The following is a 15,177-nucleotide window of genomic DNA, read 5'->3' as shown; positions in this document are numbered from 1 at the left end:
CCCCGCCATGACCTGGGTCAAGCCTCCTTAGGGGCCTTGGGCAGGAGGTCCTTCAGGGTTAGGGAGGCGAGGGCCTGGCGAATCTCCCGGTTTAAGCGCGCCAGGTGGGGCTTGAGGTGGCAGAACCCCTGCCTCTCCTCCGTGGGGCAGCACTTCAGGGTGGCGCAGAGATCCAGGGTCACGGGCCCCGATAGGGCCTCCATGATCTGGAGGAGGTTGACCTTCTCAGGGGGAAGCTTGGGCCGTACCCCGCCTGCCCGGCCCACCCGGCTTTCCACCAGGCCCGCCTTGGCCAGCTTGGCGAGAACCTTGGCCATGAAGGCAGGGGGGGCTTTGAGCTTAGTGGCCATCTCCTGGGCGGAGATCCCCGGCTCCTGGGCCAGGAGGAGAAGGGCGTGAAGGGCGTAAGACTCCTCCCGCTTCAGAAGGCTTCGTGGGGTCATAGCCAGATGGTAACGGGAAAGCGGCAAGAGGTAAAACGGCAGGTCCCTAGAGGGCCAGGTTTGGGACATTTGTCACAAGGACATCTGTCCTTGGGGGGCGATGCTAAAACGAGGACGAAAGGATCCGAGTTAGGATCCGAAGGAGGGAAAGGCGATGAAGGGTGCGAGGTTCTTCCTGATGGCGGCGGTGCTCCTAGGGGCGCCTGCCCTGGCTACGGTGAAGCGCTTTGAGCTCGTGGCGCAAGGAAGCGTTTTCCCGGTGGACGAGGGGGTCTACGTCAAGGGCTTTTCCTTCAACGGTATGAGCCCTGGGCCCATGCTTTTGGTGGAGGAAGGGGACACGGTGGAGATTGTGCTGAAGAATGCCGATAGCGTGGCCCACGGCCTCTCCATCCACGCGGCCAACACCCAGACCTCCAAGTTCCTGGGCAACGTCCAGCCTGGTGAAGAGCGGATCTTCCGCTTCACTGCGGATTTTCCTGGCGTCTTCATGTACCACTGTGCTCCTGGAGGCCACGGGATCATGACCCACACCATGGGGGGCCAGCACGGGATGATTGTAGTGGAGCCCAAGAAAAAGTACCGCCTCGAGGCGGAGCTCGGGCGCCAGCCCGACCTCAAGCTTTACATCGTGCAAAGCGAGTGGTACGCCTCGGGGAGGGACTTCTTTGACGGCAGGGCTACCTACGTGGTCTTCAACGGCTTCAACCTCCGCTACGTGAACGAGCCCATCCCCGTGCGCCCCGGAGACTACGTGCGCATCTACTTCCTGAACGTCGGACCGAACCTCACCAGCACCTTCCACGTGGTGGGCGGCATCTGGGAGTACATCTACTACCAGGGGAACCCCGACAACGTCATGAAGGGCAGCCAAACCGTCTTGGCGGGACCTTCGGATTCCTGGGTGATAGAGTGGCGAGTGCCTCCCGTAGAAGGGGACTACACCCTGGTGACCCACGTCTTCAACACCGCCATCAAGGGGGCTCTGGGCATCCTTCGGGCCAAGAAAGAGGCTCCCCGCGTGGAGGAGGTCCGGGCCGAAGGGCCTAAGGCCCTAGCCGCCATCCCTGCCGACGCCAAGCGGGTCCTGGATCCCTACGGCCTGGGAATCCCCGACCACGACCACACGGTGCGCGTGCCTCCCGACCCGGCCCAGGGCCAACCCCTGGCTGTGGGGTCAAGGGCGTTAGAGTCCCTTCCCGTGAGGGTGCAGATGGTGGGCAACTCCTTCTATCCCAAGGTTCTGGAAATCCCCGTCGGTACCACCGTGGAGTTTGTCAACGAGGACGTGTTTGACCTGTTGGACGGGGAGCGCACCGGCCGCCACGACGCCGTGGTGATTGATGTCCGGGGACCCGAGCCCTTCGTGACCCCCAAGCTGGGCCACGCAGACCGGTACCGCATCACCTTTACCCAGCCCGGGGAGTACACCTACATCTGTAGCATCCACCCTTACATGAAGGGCATCATCCGGGTGTACGCGCCCGTGGACCGGCAGGCAAACGGGTCACAACCCGGGCATCACCACTAAACCGGGTAGGGGTCCCCGGGGAAACCGAAGCGCCCGGGGACCTCTCTCCTTGACTCAGGTCATGGAAACAGGGATTTGGAGGTCCCAGTGTATGAGCCGGGGATGGAGGGAGGGGTGGATGGAGATCAGCGGGATAGAGACCACGGATTTCGCCCGTTACCCTTACCTGGTGGCCTGGGAGATGACCCATGCCTGCCTCCTGGCCTGCCGGCACTGCCGGGCCTCGGCGGAGCCTCACCCTCTTCCGGGGGAGCTGACGACGGAGGAGGGGCTTCGGCTTGTAGAGGAGGTCGCCACCTACCACCCCAAGCCCCTCCTCCTTCTCACGGGAGGGGATCCTTTGGCCCGGAAGGACCTTTTTCAGATCCTGGAGAAGGCCAAGGCCTTAGGCCTCAAGGTGGGCCTTACCCCAGCTTCTACGCCGCTTCTCACCCGGGAGATGGTCTTCCGCCTTAAGGCGGCGGGGGTGACTCGCTTGGCCCTTTCCTTGGACGGGGCCACCTCCGAAAGCCACGATGCCTTCCGCGGGGCGGAGGGGACCTTCCAAAGGACCCTCGAGGCCCTCTCCTGGGCCCGGGAGGCGGGGCTTCCCACCCAGGTGAACACCACCGTCACACGGGATAACTGGCCCGAGATCCAAGCCCTTCCCGATCTCTTAGCGGAGAAGGGGGTGGTCCTCTGGAGCCTTTTCTTCCTGGTGCCAGTGGGCCGGGGAGGGCTTCTTCGGCAGCTTTCCACCAAACAGTTTGAGGAAGTCCTCCACTGGCTTTACCAGATTTCCAAGACCTATCCTTTCCACGTCAAGACCACGGAGGCCCACCACTTCCGCCGGGTGGTCCTGCAAAGGCGGCAGGAGGAAGGGGTAGAGGACCGGGCGCTGGCCGCGGGGGAGAGCCTCTATCGGGAATACTTCCAAGACGGTATGGAGCACTCCCGGCTAGGGGTTACGGACGGAAACGGCTTCGTCTTCGTCTCCGCCACCGGAGATGTAGCCCCTTCGGGGTTTTTGCCCCTCTATGCGGGGAACATCCGGGAACAACCTCTTCTGGAGATATACCGAAATAGCCCCCTTTTCCAGGAGCTCCGGAACAAGGATCTCCTCAAGGGAAAGTGCGGGGTGTGCGAGTACCGCTATGTCTGTGGGGGAAGCCGGGCCCGGGCCTGGGCAGAGACCGGGGACTACCTGCAAAGCGAGCCCCGGTGCGCCTACGTGCCCCCGGCCTGGCTGGAGAAGGTGGGGAAGCACGTGATCGGGAGGTGAAGGGTATGCTGAGGAAGAAACTCTTGGTTGGCGCGCTTGCGGCTTTAGGCCTTTTGGGTCTGGCCTTGGCCCAGGAGGGGGCCAAGCTCTACGGCCAGTACTGCCAGGCTTGCCACCAACCCACAGGGCTTGGGGTTCCCGGCGTTTTCCCCAGCCTCAAGGGCCTAGACCAGCTGGCCAAGGAGGAAAAGGGGCGGGTCTACCTAATCCGCGTGGTCCTTTTCGGCCTCCAAGGGCCCCTAAAGGTGGGTAGCGCCACCTATAACGGCGTGATGCCGGGCTACGGCCAGCTCTCCGACGCGGAGGTGGCTGCTCTTCTCAATTACGTCCTCTCCTCCTTCGGCAACAAGAACCCGAGGCCCATATCTCCGGAAGAAGTGAAGAAGCTTCGGGCGAGCCCCCTAAAGCCCCAGGATGTGGCCAAGACCCGCCCTTAGGCCGGGGCAGGGTCGCGGCAGGTGGGGGAGAGGCCGGTTTCCCGCCCCTGGCGCACCAGGGGTTCATCGGGCGGAAGGGGCCTTGAGGCGAAGCGTTGGGCGGGGGCTTCGCGGGGGTGCCCGCCTCAGGAGAGGAGGGACCTTAGGTCCTCGAGGCGGTCCACATATACCCTTCGCCCCTGGAGGCGGATGAGCCCCTGCCGGTAGAGCTCTCCCAGGTTGCGGGAGACCGCCTCGGGCACGGTGCCGAGCAGGGCGGCAAGCTCGGAATTGGTGGGAAGGAGGAAGCCCTGGCCCTCCGTCGCCAGGGTTTCCAAGAGGTATTCCGCCAGCCTTTCCCGCACCTCGTGGAAGACCAGACGGTCCAGAAGGTGGAGAAGCTGCCCCTGGCGCCGGGCCAGGTACCGGATCAAGGTCCGGGCTAAAGGCGGGCGGGCTTCCACCAGCTGGAAGAAGCGCTCCTTGGGGATGGCCAGGACCTGGCTTTCCTCCAGGGCCTCGGCGCTGGCGGGGTAGGTGGGGCGCTCCAGGAAGAGGGCCACCTCGGCCAGGACCCGCCCTGGGCCTTCCACGTGCAGGACCACCTGCTTGCGCCCCTCCGGGTCCAGCTTGTACACCTTGATGAGGCCCTTCTCCACCACAAAGAGGGAATGAACGGGCTCCCCCTCGAGGAAAAGCACCTCCCCCCGCTTTAGCCGCCTGGCCCTGGCCTCGCCTTCCAAGGCCTTGAGGTCCTCGGGGTTCAGGTCTCGGAAGAGGGGAACCTGCTTAAGATCCATTCCTTACCCCTTCAAGAAGCTCAGGCGCCTTTGTGCCTCCTCCAGGAAGGGTTCCAGCTTTAAGGCCCTGGCGTAGGCTTCCTTGGCCACCTCCAGGTAACCCAGGGCCTCGGCCAGCTCCCCCAGGCGCAGAAGGCCGGAGAGGGCCCTCTCCTGCAGGTAGGCCCGCTCGGCCTCCGCCCACTCCCCGTAGGGGTCATCGCCGAAGAGGGGGCCCTTGTAGAGCTCCAGGGCCTGGCGCAGGGTCTTGAAGGCGGCGAGGCCTTCCTCGAGGTCCGCCTTGCGCATCAGGGCCTCAAAGCGCTCAAAGTCCAGGAAGCGGTTCTCGGGGAGCCTTAGCCGGTAGTACTCCCCCTCCCGCTCCACGATTCCCGGCAAGGCCTTGCGCAGATGGTAGACCAGGGTGTAGACCTCCTGCCGGGCCTTCTCCGGAGGGAGCTCGGGGAAGAGGGTTTCGGCGAGGTCCTCGGCGTACAGGGCCCGGTCCTTGTTGGCAAGGAGGAGCTTGAGGAGCTGGTACGCTCCCCGCCGTCCGAAGTCCCGAGGACCGAGTTCCCGCCCCCGGTAGCGGACCCGGAAGCCCCCCAGGGCATAGACCTCCAGCTCGGGGATGGGCCTGGCCTCCTCTTTTGGAAAGAGCAGGGGAAGGACCAGCCGCTCCAGCCAGAGGGCAGGGGCCGCGGGGCCTGTGGGGGGGCGTGGGGGACGGGCGTGGAAGAGGGTCTGGACCGCCACCACCTCTCCCTTAGCCCAGAGGGGAAGGCAGATCCGGGGACGGCCCTCGGCCTCGGGGCAGTCGGGGAGACCGTTTTTCAGGCCCGCCACCTCCCCCCGCCAGGCGGGGCAGTTCTTCATGGTGCAGGGCGGGACCCAGCCCAGCGCCACCCGGCGCCCTTCCCGCGCCACCACCTGCACCCCCGTGGCCCCTGTGAGGCGGCGTACCTTCTGGAGGAAGGTGAGGAGGGCCTCGGAGGCCTCGCCCCGGAGGAGGTGCTGGGCGACGGCCTCGAGCCCTACCTCCCCCAAGCGGGTCAGGAGGGTGTAGAGGGTGCTGGCAAAGAGGGGGCCTATGCGGCCGAGGCTGTCTAAAAGGGCCTCGTGGTCCAACCGGGGGTCGCGGGAGGCGAGGTTTAAGACGCCGATGAGGCTGTGGGGAAGCTCCAGGGGGCAACAGACATAGGTTTGGTAGCCCAGTTGCTTCACCTTCTGCCTCAGGTAGCGGGGATCTTCCCCCAGGGCGTGGGTGACGAGGGGCTCGCGCCTCAGGGCCACAATCCCGGGGTAGCCTTCCCCCAACTGGAACCAGGGCCTTTCCAGGAAGGCCTCGCGGTGAAGGCCCTCGTAGGCGGTGAGGATCAGGTGATGGCCCTCGGGGTCTATCAGAAAGAGTTCGGCGGCCTCCATGCCTAGGGCCAGGCGTAGGGCGCGGAGGAAGTCCTCGAGGGCCTGCGGGAACCCCTCGGGGTTACGCAGAAGGTGCTGGGTCAGGCGGGAAAGCTCCAGAAGGAGATCTGGGGGCTCGGCCCGCTCGGGGTAAAGCTCCACCAGGAAGCCCTCCGCTTCCCGGTATCCCTGGCAGCGGAGGCGCCGCCCCTTGACCAGCAATGGGGTGCTGGCCCGGTAGGCTCCCCTCCTCAGCTCCCGTTGCACGGGGCAGCGGGGACAAAGGGGTCGGCCAAAGGGGTCTTGTCCTTGGACCAAAAGGGCGCAGGGGAGGCCGTTCCCCTCCAGGTCCAAGGAAGGGTCGGCCTGAACCTCCCGCACCAGGCCCTTCGCATCCAGTCGGATCCGGGCCAAGGGCTTCATCTGCCCTAAGCCTAAGGGCCCTCTCTTAGGACAAATGTCCCGCATCCGGAAAGTGCCTGCCAGTGCCTCCCTCCAAACTGCAAGCCGGAGGTGAGGATGAAGGGCAAAAGGTTCTTTCCCCTGGCCTTGTTCCTGGCTCTTTTCCCAGCGTTTGCCCAGGAGGGGAAGGCCCTTTACGGCCAGTACTGCGCTTCCTGCCATGGCGCAGAGGCACAGGGTATCCCCGGGGCCATCCCCCCCTTGGCGGGGAACCCACGGGTACAGGACGAGGCCTATGTGGTGAAGGTGGTGCGGGAGGGGCTTTCCGGCCCCCTGGAGGTAAATGGGGTGAGCTATAGCGGGGTCATGCCTCCCATGCCCCAGGTGTCTGAGGCCGAGGCCCAAGCCATCGCCCAGTATCTAAAGGGTTTATCGGGTACCCAAGCCGAGGCCCCGGCGCCCGCGCCTCAGGTCCAAGGGGATCCCGCCTTAGGCCGGGCCCTATACCTGGGCCAGAAGCCCTTGCAGAACGGCGGGGCCCCCTGCCAGGCCTGCCACACGGTGGCGGGCGTAGGCTTCCTGGGCGGGGGGTCCCTGGGCAAGGACCTCACGGATGCCGCCAAGCGCCTGGGGGGCGAGGCGGGGCTTACCGGTTTGTTACAAAACCCCGCTTTCCCCGTGATGCGGGAAGCCTACAAGGGCAAGCCTTTGACCGAGGCCGAGGCCGCGGCTTTGGCCGCTTTCTTGGTGCAGGTCTCCAATGAAGTTCCAAGGCCCGCTTCCCTGTATCTGGGCCGGTTCTTGGTGGCGGGATTGGTGCTTTTGGGACTCTTGTTGCTTTACCAGGCCATCCTCTGGCGGCTAAGGCCCAGGAGCCTGGCGGAGCGCATCCAAAGCCAGCTTAGGAGGTAAACATGAAGGATTGGATCAGGGAAATAGAAAGCCCGGCGGAAAGGAAGTGGGAGGAGTTCTACCGCAACCGCTTCCAGCACGACAAGAGGGTGCGGACCACCCACGGGGTGAACTGCACGGGTTCCTGCTCCTGGGAGGTCTTCGTCAAGGATGGGATCGTTACCTGGGAGCTCCAGGCTACGGACTACCCGAGCCTCGAGGCGGGCCTGCCCCCCTACGAGCCCAGGGGTTGCCAGCGGGGCATCAGCTTCAGCTGGTACCTCTATAGCCCCATCCGGGTGAAGTACCCCTACGCCAAGGGGGCCCTGCTGGACCTCTGGCGGGAGGCCAAAAAGCAACATCCCGACCCCGTGGCTGCCTGGGAGGCCATCCAGAGCGATCCTCATAAGCGCAAGCGCTACCAGAAGGCCCGCGGAAAGGGAGGCTTCAGGCGGGTGAGCTGGGACGAGGTCCTGGAGCTCATCGCCGCTGCCGTGGTTTCCACGGTGAAGCGCTACGGGCCGGACCGGGTCATCGGCTTTTCCCCCATCCCGGCCATGAGCCAGATCTCCTACGCTGCCGGTAGCCGTTTCCTCTCCCTCTTGGGCGGCGTGCCCATGAGCTTCTACGACTGGTACTGCGACCTGCCCAACGCCTCCCCCGAGATCTGGGGGGAACAGACGGACGTTCACGAGTCCGCCGACTGGTACAACGCCCGCTTCATCGCGGTGATGGGCTCCAACCTCAACATGACCCGCACCCCCGACACCCACTTCGTCGCCGAGGTGCGCCACGCCGGGGCCAAGCTCACCGTCTTTAGCCCCGACTTCTCCCAGGTTTCCAAGTACGCCGACTGGTGGATCCCCATCAACCCCGGCCAGGACGGGGCCTTCTGGATGGCGGTGAACCACGTGCTCCTCAAGGAGTACTACGCCGAGCGGGAGGTGCCCTACTTCCTGGACTACCTAAAGCGCTACACCGATGCCCCCTTCCTGGTGGAGATTACGGACGGCCGCCCGGGGCGTTACCTGAGGGCGAACCGCCTCTCGGAGTACGCCGAGGAGGAGAACGGGGACTTCAAGCTCCTCCTCTGGGATGAGGAGAAAGGCCCCAGGATGCCCGGGGGCACCATTGGCTTCCGCTGGCAGAAGGAGAAGGGCAAGTGGAACCTGAAGCTGGAGGATCCTAGGACCGGGGAGCCCTTAAACCCCCGCCTGAGCCTCCTGGGGGCGGAGGACGAGGTCCTTCTTGTGGAGTTCGACGACTTCTCCTCCGACCAAAAGCTCAAGCGGGGCGTGCCCGTCAAGTACGTGGTGACCAAGGAGGGGGAAAAGGTGGCGGTGGCCACGGTCTTTGACCTCCTCATGGCCCAGTTCGGGGTGGGGCGGGGTCTTCCGGGGGATTACCCCAGGGATTACGGGGATGAACTTCCCTACACCCCTGCCTGGCAGGAGAAGTGGACCGGGATCCACCGGGATACCCTCCTTAAGTACGCCCGCTCCTGGGCGGAAAACGGCCTCAAGACCAAGGGGAAAAACCTCATCATCATCGGGGCTGGCATCAACCACTGGTACCACAACAACCTCATGTACCGGGCGGGGATTGTGGCTTTGATGCTCACGGGAAGCGTGGGGGTGAACGGCGGGGGCCTCGCCCACTACGTGGGGCAGGAGAAGCTGGCCAACCAGGCCTCCTGGGGTCCCATTGCCTTCGCCACCGACTGGGGCTACCCCCCAAGGCAGCAGAACACCCCGAGCTTCCACTACGTCCACTCCGACCAGTGGCGCTACGAGCGGGGCTTCTCCGCCTACGACAAGACGGCGGCCGGCCTAACGGACCACACCATAGACCACCAGGTGCGGGCGGTGCGCAAGGGGTGGCTTCCCTTCTTCCCCCAGTTCAACAAGAGTCCTCTGGAGGTGGTCAAGGAGGCGGAGGCCAGGGGAGCCAAGACCGAGGCGGAAATCGTCCAGTACGTGGTGGAGGCCCTTAAGCGGGGGGAACTGAGGTTCGCGGTGGAGGACCCCGACGCTCCTGAGAACTGGCCCAGGGTCTGGTTCATCTGGCGGGGGAACGCCATCGGTACCAGCGCCAAGGGGCACGAGTACTTCCTCAAGCACTACCTGGGAACCCACACCAACGCCATCGCCGAGGAGGTGGCTGCAGAGCACGTGACGGAGGTGGTCTACCGCAAGCCGGCCCCCGAGGGGAAGCTGGATTTGGTGGTGGACCTCAACTTCCGCATGGATACCAGTGCCCTCTACTCCGACATCGTTCTCCCCGCCGCCACCTGGTACGAGAAGGACGACATCAACACCACCGACCTCCACACCTTCATCAACCCTCTGCAGGCGGCCGTGCCCCCCGCTTGGGAGTCCAAGCCCGACTGGGAGATCTTCAAGGCCATTGCCAAGAAGGTCTCGGAACTGGCACGGGTGCACCTGCCCACCCCGGTGAAGGACCTGGTCATGATCCCCCTCCAGCACGACACCCCGGATGAGATGGCCCAGCTCGAGGACCGGGACTGGAAGCGGGGCGAGGTAGCGCCCATCCCCGGCAAGACCATGCCCAAGTTCCGGGTGGTGGAGCGGGACTATACCCAGATCTACGAGAAGATGGTCACCCTGGGGCCGGTGGTGGAGAAGGTGGGGGTGGGGATGCACGGGCTCACCATCCCCGTGGAGGACTTCTACAAGGAACTCGCCGAGCGCCAACCCCGGCTCTTCCAGGGGGAGAAGCGGCCGAGCCTCGAGGAGGCCCGGGAGGTAGCGGAGGCCATCCTCTTCCTAGACCCCGTCTCCAACGGGGAGCTCGCCTATCGGGCTTTCCTGGACGAGGAGAAGAAAACGGGGGTGAGGCTCGCCGACCTCGCCGAGGGCAACCGCCACGTGCGCATCTCCTTCAAAGACCTGGTGGCCCAGCCCCGGCGCCAGCTCACCACCCCCACCTGGAGCGCCATCATCAACCTGGGCCGGGCCTATAGCCCCTACACCCTAAACGTGGAGCGCCTCATCCCCTGGCGCACCCTCACGGGCAGGCAGCACTTCTACCTGGACCACCCCAACTACCTGGCCTTCGGCGAGCACCTGCCCACCTACAAGCCCCGGCCCGACGTCCAGATGCTCCAGGAGACCGAAAAGAGCGCCAAGGAGGCCCAGGGTAAGCTCCTCAACTACATCACCCCCCACGGGAAGTGGTCCATCCACTCCACCTACTCCGAGAACCACCGCATGATGACCCTCTCCCGGGGCGGCTACCCGGTGTGGCTCAACGACAAGGACGCCGCCGAGCTCGGCATCAAGGACAACGACTGGGTGGAGCTTTTCAACGACAACGGGGTCTTCGTGCAAAGGGCCATCGTCTCGGCCCGCATTCCTCGGGGCACGGTCTTCGTCTACCACGCCACCGAGCGCACGGTGGGCATCCCCAAAAGCCCCTTGCGGGGCAAGCGGGCGGGGATGAACAACTCCATCACCCGGGCCCGCCTCAAGCCCGTGCTCATGTCGGGCGGCTACGCCCAGTTCACCTACGCCTTCAACTACTGGGGGCCCGTGGGGGTGAACCGGGACACCTGGGTCTTCGTGCGCAAGCTGGAGAAGTCCCCGGAGTGGTAAAGGAGGAACGCCATGAAGGTTAGAGCCCACATGTCCATGCTCTTCCACCTGGATAAGTGCATCGGTTGCCACACCTGCTCCATCGCCTGCAAGAACCTCTGGACCGATAGAAAGGGCGCGGAGTACATGTGGTGGAACAACGTGGAAACCCGCCCCGGCACCGGCTACCCCACGGGCTGGGAGGACCAGGAGCGCTTCAAGGGGGGCTGGGAGTATAAGGATGGCCACCTGGACCTCCGCCTGCACTCCCGCACCCAGGGGCTTTTCCGCCTCTTCTTCAACCCCGCTCTGCCCTCCCTGGACGACTACTACGAGCCCTTCACCTTCCGCTATAGCGACCTCTTCACCAGCCCCGAAGGGGAGGATCAGCCCACCGCCATCCCCATCTCCATGATCACGGGGGAGCCCATGACCCCAGGGGCCGGGCCCAACTGGGACGATGACCTCTCGGGAAGCCCCCTCTATGCGGCCAACGACCCCAACCTAAAGGGGCTGGACCCCGAGGTGCGGGCCCAGCTTTCCGAGATTGAGGGGGTGGTCTTCCAGTACCTGCCCCGCATCTGCAACCACTGCTTAAACCCCTCCTGCGTGGCCGCCTGCCCCAGCGGGGCCATCTACAAGCGGGCCGAGGACGGGGTGGTCCTGGTCAACGAGAACAAATGCAAAGCCTGGCGGATGTGCGTGGCCGCCTGCCCCTACAAGAAGGTCTACTACAACTGGGCCACGGGGAAGAGCGAGAAGTGCATCCTCTGCTTCCCCCGCCTGGAGACGGGCCAGGCCCCGGCCTGCGCCCACTCCTGCGTGGGCCGCATCCGCTACATGGGGGTGCTTCTTTACGATGCCGACCGCATCCCCGAGGCGGCCATGGTGCCCGACGAGCGGCTGGTGGAGTCCCAGCTTGGGATCATCCTGGATCCCTTTGACCCCGAGGTCATCGCCGCCGCCAAGGCTGAGGGGATTGACGAGGGTTGGATTAAGGCCGCCCAGAACTCCCCCATTTACAAGTTCGTGAAGGTCTGGGGGTTGGCCTTCCCCCTGCACCCCGAATACCGCACCCTGGCCATGATGTTCTACGTTCCGCCTCTTTCCCCGGTGGTCTCCACCTTGGAGAAGGCCTTAAGGGCTAGCCAGGGGAGGGAGGGTCTGGTGCGGCTTGACCTTCCGGAAACCGACTTGGACTTTGAGGTGTACGAGAGCCTGGAAAAGGCGAGGATGCCGGTGAAGTACCTGGCCAACCTCTTCACCGCCGGCAATGAAAGCCTTATCGTGCCCGCCCTTAAGAAGATGCTGGCGGTGCGCATCCTGAAAAGGCAGGAAAGCCTGGAAGGCGGCGTGACGGAAAAGGCCCGGAAGGTCTTGCGGGATGCCGGGCTCACCCTCGAGGAGGCCGAGGCCATCTACCGCCTCACCACCCTCCCCACCCTGGAGGAACGCTTCGTCCTGCCCCCCTACCACCGGGAGATGGCGGCGGAGGTGTGGAAGGATCCCTTGGCCCACAAGGGGGAGACGGGCTTCGGCTACATCCAGCCGCCCTTGAGGGGGGAGTAGGAGGAAGCCATGCGCAACGCCACCCTTTTGGAAACCCTGGCCCTGGCCCTGGATTACCCCATGCCGGGGCGCTTGGAGGAACTTTGGCGGCGCTGGATCGCCTGCCCCCGGGGGCCTGCCAAGCAGAAGCTGGAGCGCTTCCTGCGCCAGGTGGAGGAGCTTTCCCTGGGGGAGTGGGAGGAGCTTTACACCCGCACCCTGGACCTCACCCCCACCACCGCCCCTTATGTGGGGTTTGCCGTCTACGGGGAAAGCTACCAGCGGGGAGAGCTTCTGGCGGCTTTGGTGCGGGCGTTCCGGGAGATCAACCTGGACCCGGGAAGCGAGCTTCCCGACCACCTTGCCAATGTTCTCCGTTACCTGGCCCGGTGTGAAAACCCCCTTCCCGAGCTTCTGGAGATCCTGCCCAAGGCCCTTCAGGAGATGCACAAGACCCTCAAGACCCTGGATGCCAAGAACCCTTACCTCCTGGTCCTCGAGGGGGTCCAGGAGGCCTTGCAGGGGGATTTGGCGAGGAGGTGAAGGATGAACTGGAATACGATTCTCTTCGGCATCTTCCCCTACATCGCCCTCACCCTGGCGGTGGTGGTCACCGCCTACCGCATGGTCTACAGGCCCTTCTCGGTTTCCGCCCAGTCCAGCCAGCTTCTGGAGCAGAAGCGCCTCTTCTATGGCTCCATCGCCATGCACTGGGGGTTGGTTCTGGTGCTCCTTGGCCACCTGCTGGCCCTTTTAATCCCCAAGGGGCTTCTCCTCTGGAACGCCGTGCCCTTAAGGCTTTACCTCTTGGAGATCACCGGGCTCGGCCTGGGGCTTTGGGCCCTGGTGGGCACCTGGGTGCTCCTTGCTCGACGGCTTTCCGTGGCGCGGGTGCGGGCAGCTTCCACCTCCATGGACTATGTGGTCCTGGTGGTGATCCTCGTGTCGGCCCTTTCCGGGGTCCTCACCGCCCTTTTTTACCGCTACGGCAGCTTTTGGTTCCCTGCGGTCATGACCCCTTACCTCTGGTCCATCCTCACCCTGCAACCCAGGCCGGAACTCCTCGCCGACCTGCCCTTCTGGACCCAGCTCCACGTCTTTAACTTCTGGGTCTTCCTGGCGGTTTTCCCCTTCTCCCGGTTGGTGCACATCATCACCGTTCCCCTGGGTTACGTGCTAAGGCCTTGGCAGATCGTCATCTGGGTGCGCAAGCTGGCGAGGTGAACCAATGGTCCACGATCCTGTTCAGCTGGAACAGGAACGCCCTGACCGCCTCCGGGTGCTTTGGCTCTCCACCATCGGCTTTACCGTGATGTTTGCGGTCTGGTTGATGTTCGGGGTGCTGGGGGTGCCCATCCGCAAGGAGTTTGGCCTTACGGATGTGCAGCTTTCCTGGCTCTCGGCGGTAGCCATCCTGAATGGCTCTCTGTGGCGGCTTTTCACCGGTATCCTCACGGACCGGTACGGGGGGCGGCTGGTCTTCACCCTCATGCTCTTCTTCACCGCCATCCCCGCCTATCTGGTGTCCCGGGCGGGAAGCTACCAGGAGCTTCTTCTTTACGCCTTCCTGGTGGGCTTTGCCGGCAATGCCTTCAGCGTGGGCATCGCCTGGAACTCCGCCTGGTTCCCCAAGGAGCAGCAGGGCTTCGCCCTGGGGGTCTTTGGGGCAGGGAACGTGGGGGCCAGCGTCACCAAGTTCATCGGGCCCGCCCTCATCGCCAGCATCCCGCCGGCAGGGTACCTGGGAGGCTTAATTCCCGGGGGCTGGCGCTTCATTCCCTTCCTCTACGCGGTGCCTATGTACACGTCAAAACCTCCATAGGGCATAACCCCAAGGGACTTCCGCGCCTTCCTCCCCCTGCACCCCAGAGGGCAAGCGCCCAAAGGGTGAGCAGGTCCAGCCCCGCCCGGAAGAGGCTCTGTCCCAGCCTCCCGTGCTTCTTGGGCCTCACCGGACGCACCCGGTGCAGCACAAGCCCCGTCCGAAACGCCCACACGAAGGCCAGGCTCAAGGGGACCAAAAGCCGCGAAAGCCTCTCCCCCCGCGTCACGTGCGTGGCCTCCAGGTCAAATCCCCGCCCCTTCAGGGCCCCAAAGAGCCGCTCTATCCCCCACCTGAGCCCGTACACCTCCAGCACCCGGTGAGGGTCCAGGTCCGTAGCCACAATCAGCCACTCCCGGACCCCAAGGCGCAACCCCACCACCCACATGCGCCGCCCGTAGACCCAGTACCGCCGCCTGGGCACCCGGCTCTCTCCCACCTTCAGGGAGGCAAAGAGCTCCCAGGCCCGAGGGCCCGAGCCCAACCGCCACATCCGGGTGTTGGCCTTGATTCGGATGCACCGGGGGATGCCCTTCTCCTCCAGGTACCGGAACCACGCCTCCCCTATGAACTCCCGATCCGCCAGGAACCCCTCCACCCGGAGGTGGGGGAAGTGGGCCCTCAGGAAAGCCAAGGCCCTCTCCATCAGGGCGATGCGTTCGGGGGTGGAGGAGTTGCCGTCGTGGGGAAGGAAGCTCCAGAACAGGGGGACGGCCAGGCCTTGGTACAGGAAGGCCAGCATCAGGAGGTTGACCTTGCTCTTCCCCAGCTCCCACTCGGTCCGGTCCATGACCAGGAGGAGCCCTTGGGGTCGGAGGAGGGCGAAGATGAAGCGGGCATAGCCCTCCCCGTCCAGCCCCGGCCAGGCCAAGAACCGCTGGAACCTTCGGTAGGCGGAGCGGGGGTCAGGGCTGGCTATGGAGCCGAGGGAAAGAGCGAGTCTGGGGCCGCTTGTGGTGCGGGCGGTGACCAGAGCCATCACCAGGGCGGCCAGGAAGGTGAGGCGCCTGAGGTCGGCCTTCCAGTATCGCTTCAAGGCGTTGATGAGTGGGGTAAGCTGTTCCATGGGGACCACCTCCTATGGGTA

Annotated in this window: 12 protein-coding genes and 1 pseudogene; 9 read left to right on the top strand and 4 right to left on the bottom strand. The window is 64.7% G+C overall.

The features are described from left to right. Positions 1-17: 17 nt before the first annotated feature. A complete protein-coding gene (locus tag MI302_RS08050) occupies positions 18-443 on the bottom strand; it encodes an Rrf2 family transcriptional regulator (protein ID WP_126165532.1) in 426 nt (141 codons plus the stop codon). 154 nt (positions 444-597) lie between these two features. Here MI302_RS08050 and MI302_RS08045 point away from each other — a divergent pair, with 154 nt between their 5' ends. The 3 genes from MI302_RS08045 (at position 598) to MI302_RS08035 (ending at position 3,672) form a co-directional block, all read left to right on the top strand. Further along, the gene (locus MI302_RS08045) at positions 598-1,974 is read left to right on the top strand and encodes a multicopper oxidase domain-containing protein (protein WP_239725409.1); all 1,377 of its coding nucleotides are present in this window, start codon (positions 598-600) and stop codon (positions 1,972-1,974) included. Positions 1,975-2,065: 91 nt separating this feature from the next. Continuing rightward, the gene (locus MI302_RS08040; RefSeq protein ID WP_370687327.1) at positions 2,066-3,235 is read left to right on the top strand and encodes a TIGR04053 family radical SAM/SPASM domain-containing protein; all 1,170 of its coding nucleotides are present in this window, start codon (positions 2,066-2,068) and stop codon (positions 3,233-3,235) included. Between the two features lie 5 nt (positions 3,236-3,240). Then, positions 3,241-3,672, top strand: coding sequence for a cytochrome c (locus tag MI302_RS08035; protein WP_126187423.1), 432 nt, complete (start codon positions 3,241-3,243; stop codon positions 3,670-3,672). Between the two features lie 125 nt (positions 3,673-3,797). Here the strand turns inward: MI302_RS08035 and MI302_RS08030 are convergent, their stop codons facing one another. Then, positions 3,798-4,451 (bottom strand): Crp/Fnr family transcriptional regulator, encoded by a 654-nt coding sequence (locus MI302_RS08030; protein ID WP_239725408.1) that lies wholly within the window; start codon positions 4,449-4,451, stop codon positions 3,798-3,800. Between the two features lie 3 nt (positions 4,452-4,454). Beyond that, entirely contained in the window at positions 4,455-6,257 is a 1,803-nt protein-coding gene (locus MI302_RS08025) for a GAF domain-containing protein (protein ID WP_239725407.1), read from the bottom strand. Positions 6,258-6,353: 96 nt separating this feature from the next. Between MI302_RS08025 and MI302_RS08020 the strand changes: the two genes are divergently transcribed. The 6 genes and pseudogenes from MI302_RS08020 to MI302_RS07995 form a co-directional block, all read left to right on the top strand. Continuing rightward, positions 6,354-7,148, top strand: coding sequence for a cytochrome c (locus MI302_RS08020; protein WP_054391718.1), 795 nt, complete (start codon positions 6,354-6,356; stop codon positions 7,146-7,148). Positions 7,149-7,150: 2 nt separating this feature from the next. After that, positions 7,151-10,741, top strand: a complete 3,591-nt coding sequence (locus tag MI302_RS08015; RefSeq protein WP_239725406.1) for a nitrate reductase subunit alpha — start codon at positions 7,151-7,153, stop codon at positions 10,739-10,741. A gap of 12 nt (positions 10,742-10,753) precedes the next feature. Continuing rightward, positions 10,754-12,289 carry a nitrate reductase subunit beta gene (narH, locus tag MI302_RS08010; protein ID WP_126248841.1) on the top strand — a complete coding sequence of 512 codons (1,536 nt, stop codon included), beginning with the start codon at positions 10,754-10,756 and terminating at the stop codon, positions 12,287-12,289. 9 nt (positions 12,290-12,298) lie between these two features. Further along, a complete protein-coding gene (locus MI302_RS08005) occupies positions 12,299-12,811 on the top strand; it encodes a nitrate reductase molybdenum cofactor assembly chaperone (RefSeq protein ID WP_015717628.1) in 513 nt (170 codons plus the stop codon). 3 nt (positions 12,812-12,814) lie between these two features. Next, a complete protein-coding gene (narI, locus tag MI302_RS08000; protein ID WP_126205146.1) occupies positions 12,815-13,492 on the top strand; it encodes a respiratory nitrate reductase subunit gamma in 678 nt (225 codons plus the stop codon). Positions 13,493-13,496: 4 nt separating this feature from the next. Continuing rightward, positions 13,497-14,063: pseudogene (locus MI302_RS07995) on the top strand (nitrate/nitrite transporter); the annotation flags it as partial. Between the two features lies 1 nt (position 14,064). Here the strand turns inward: MI302_RS07995 and MI302_RS07990 are convergent. Then, positions 14,065-15,156 carry an IS4 family transposase gene (locus MI302_RS07990; protein ID WP_014514485.1) on the bottom strand — a complete coding sequence of 364 codons (1,092 nt, stop codon included), beginning with the start codon at positions 15,154-15,156 and terminating at the stop codon, positions 14,065-14,067. Positions 15,157-15,177 lie beyond the last annotated feature (21 nt).

It is taken from the genome of Thermus sp. NEB1569, from assembly GCF_022385295.1.
Classification (GTDB): Bacteria; Deinococcota; Deinococci; order Deinococcales; family Thermaceae; genus Thermus; species Thermus scotoductus.
This window is presented reverse-complemented; position numbering and strand designations above follow the sequence as displayed.

What these genes read in the sequence shown, in the direction of transcription:
- MI302_RS08050 (WP_126165532.1), bottom strand. Translation starts at nt 443, where the DNA reads ATGACCCCACGAAGCCTTCTGAAGCGGGAGGAGTCTTACGCCCTTCAC.
- MI302_RS08040 (WP_370687327.1), top strand. Translation starts at nt 2,066, where the DNA reads ATGAGCCGGGGATGGAGGGAGGGGTGGATGGAGATCAGCGGGATAGAG.
- MI302_RS08035 (WP_126187423.1), top strand. Translation starts at nt 3,241, where the DNA reads ATGCTGAGGAAGAAACTCTTGGTTGGCGCGCTTGCGGCTTTAGGCCTT.
- narH (WP_126248841.1), top strand. Translation starts at nt 10,754, where the DNA reads ATGAAGGTTAGAGCCCACATGTCCATGCTCTTCCACCTGGATAAGTGC.
- MI302_RS08045 (WP_239725409.1), top strand. Translation starts at nt 598, where the DNA reads ATGAAGGGTGCGAGGTTCTTCCTGATGGCGGCGGTGCTCCTAGGGGCG.
- MI302_RS08005 (WP_015717628.1), top strand. Translation starts at nt 12,299, where the DNA reads ATGCGCAACGCCACCCTTTTGGAAACCCTGGCCCTGGCCCTGGATTAC.
- MI302_RS07990 (WP_014514485.1), bottom strand. Translation starts at nt 15,156, where the DNA reads ATGGAACAGCTTACCCCACTCATCAACGCCTTGAAGCGATACTGGAAG.
- MI302_RS08025 (WP_239725407.1), bottom strand. Translation starts at nt 6,257, where the DNA reads ATGAAGCCCTTGGCCCGGATCCGACTGGATGCGAAGGGCCTGGTGCGG.
- MI302_RS08030 (WP_239725408.1), bottom strand. Translation starts at nt 4,451, where the DNA reads ATGGATCTTAAGCAGGTTCCCCTCTTCCGAGACCTGAACCCCGAGGAC.
- MI302_RS08015 (WP_239725406.1), top strand. Translation starts at nt 7,151, where the DNA reads ATGAAGGATTGGATCAGGGAAATAGAAAGCCCGGCGGAAAGGAAGTGG.
- narI (WP_126205146.1), top strand. Translation starts at nt 12,815, where the DNA reads ATGAACTGGAATACGATTCTCTTCGGCATCTTCCCCTACATCGCCCTC.
- MI302_RS08020 (WP_054391718.1), top strand. Translation starts at nt 6,354, where the DNA reads ATGAAGGGCAAAAGGTTCTTTCCCCTGGCCTTGTTCCTGGCTCTTTTC.